Here is a 2,636-nt window from a genome sequence, read left to right as displayed (position 1 = left end):
TTCGCCGCCCTCCTCCACGGCGGAACCGCCGTCCTCCACCCCGGACAGAAACCCGAACCCGCCACCGTCGCACGCCTCGTGAAGGACCACGGGGTCAGCAGCCTGTTCCTCTCGACCGGGCTGTTCAACGTGCTGGCCGAGGAGTACCCGGACAGCTTCGCCGGGGTCAGGTGCGTGATGGCCGGCGGCGAGGCCGCATCGCTCGAACACTTCCGCCGGGTCCGCGAGGCCTACCCCGCCCTGGATCTGCTGCACGTCTACGGGCCGGTGGAGAGCATGGTCTTCGCCACCCAGCACGAGGTGCGCGCGGCCGACCTCGACGCCGGTCAGCTGCCCATCGGCTCACCCGTGGCCAACACCACCGCCTACGTGCTGGACGGTGGGCTGCGCCCCGTCCCCGTCGGTGTGGTCGGCGAGCTGTACATCGCCGGTGCCGGACTGGCCCGCGGCTACGTCAGCCGCCCCGACCTCACCGCCGAGCGCTTCGTCGCCCTCCCCTACGGCCCGCCCGGCGAACGCATGTACCGCACCGGCGACCTCGTCCGCCGCCGCACCGACGGCGCCCTGGAGTTCCTCGGGCGCGCCGACAACCAGGTCAAGATCCGCGGCTTCCGCATCGAACCCGCCGAGGTCGAAGCGGCCCTCACCCGGCAGGACTGCGTCGGCCAGGCAGCCGTCATGGTCCGCGAGGACCGGCCTGGCGACAAGCGCCTGGTCGCCTACGTCACCACCGCCGCGAACCACACCATCGACCCGATCGACCTGCGCGAACGCATCGCCGACACCCTGCCCGACCACCTCGTCCCCGGCGCGATCGTCATCCTCGACGCCCTCCCGCTCGGCGCCACCGGCAAGGTCGACCGCAAAGCCCTCCCCGCACCCGACCTCACCACCCTCTCCCACGGCCGCACACCCCGCACCCCCCAGGAAGAGATCCTCTGCGGCCTCTACGCCGAACTCCTCAACCTCCCCACCGTCACCATCGACGACAACTTCTTCGACCTCGGCGGCCACTCCCTCCTCGCCGCCCGCCTCATCAGCCGCATCCGCACCACCCTCGGCACCGAGCTCACCATGCGCACCCTCTTCCAGACCCCCACCGTCGCCGGTCTGGCCGCTCGGCTCGCCGACACCGGTCCGGTCCGGGCCGCCCTCGTACCGCAGGCGCGTCCCGAGCCGATGCCGCTCTCGCCCGCCCAGCAGCGGTTGTGGCTGGTCGACCAGATCGACGGGCCGGACGCCACCTACAACATCCCGCTCGCCCTGCGGCTGCACGGCGCCCTGGACCGTGCGGCGCTCGCCGACGCCCTGGGCGACGTGGTGGACCGGCACGAAGTCCTGCACACCCGCTACCCGGCGGCGGACGGCACGCCGTACCAGCAACTCATGGACGCCGACGAACGCACCCTGACGCTCACGCTGACCCGGTGCGCCGAGAGCGGGCTGCCCGAGCTGCTCGCCGCGAGCGCGCGCCGCCCGTTCCACCTCGGCGTCGACCTGCCCGTGCACGCCGAGCTGTTCGGGGTGTCGGACGAGGAGCACGTGCTGCTGCTGGTGCTGCACCACATCGCCGGCGACGGCTGGTCGATGGGGCCGCTGCTGCGCGACCTCGCCACCGCCTACACCGCACGGCTCGGCGGCGGCCGCCCCGACTGGGCCGCACTGCCGGTCCAGTACGCGGACTACACCCTCTGGCAACGCGGACTGCTCGGCTCCCCGGACCACCCGGACAGCCTGATGTCGACCCAACTCGCCTACTGGACGAACCAGTTGGCTGGCCTCCCGGACGATCTGACGCTTCCGCTGGACACCGTCCGGCCGGCCGTCGCGTCGCACCGGGGGGCGGCCGTCCCGGTGCTGCTCGACGCCGGACTGCACACCCGGCTGCTGGAGCTCGCCCGCGCCCACCAGGTCACCCTGTTCATGGTCATCCAGGCCGCCCTGGCCACCACGCTGACCCGGTTCGGGGCGGGCACCGACGTCCCGATCGGCTCACCGGTCGCCGGCCGCACCGACGACGCGCTGGACGACCTGGTCGGGTTCTTCGTCAACACCCTGGTGCTGCGCACCGACACCTCCGGCGACCCGACCTTCACCGAACTGCTGGCCCGCGTCCGGGAGACCGACCTCGCCGCGTACGCCCACCAGGACCTGCCGTTCGACCGGCTGGTGGAGGCCCTCAACCCGGTCCGTTCCGACGCCCGGAACGCGCTGTTCCAGGTGATGCTCGTCCTGCAGAACGCCGATGCGGGGGCGCTGCGGATCGACGGGCTGCGGACCGGCGTCGAGCGGCTCGCCGTCGACCGCGCCAAGTTCGACCTGACGGTCGGCGCGCTGGAGACCCACGACGCCGACGGCGAGCCGGGCGGGATCGAGATCTGCTTCGAGTACGCGACGGACGTGTTCCACGCCGCCACGGCCGAACGGCTCGCCAACGGGCTGGCGCGCGTCCTCGCCACCGCCGCCGCGGACCCCTCGACCCGCGTCGGAGTCCTCGACGTACTGGCCGAGGAGGAGCGGCACGACCTGCTGGTGGGCCTCAACCGGACGGAGGCCGGGTACGACGCGGACCGCACGGTCCACGAGGTGTTCGAGGAGCGGGCGGCCGAGGCCCCCGACGCGGTGGCACTGGTCTT

General features: G+C 72.8%; 1 protein-coding gene. It reads left to right on the top strand.

The window, feature by feature from the left end; genetic code table 11:
* Positions 1-2,636: condensation domain-containing protein (locus ACIOFR_RS42035; protein WP_401006085.1), on the top strand; the 2,636-nt coding region annotated here is incomplete at both ends.

Origin of the sequence: Kitasatospora sp. NPDC088346 (assembly GCF_044740765.1) — a bacterium.
In the GTDB taxonomy this organism is placed as follows: Bacteria; Actinomycetota; Actinomycetes; order Streptomycetales; family Streptomycetaceae; genus Kitasatospora.
The sequence above is the reverse complement of the archived record's forward strand: the minus strand, read 5'-3'. Positions and strand labels throughout refer to the sequence as shown.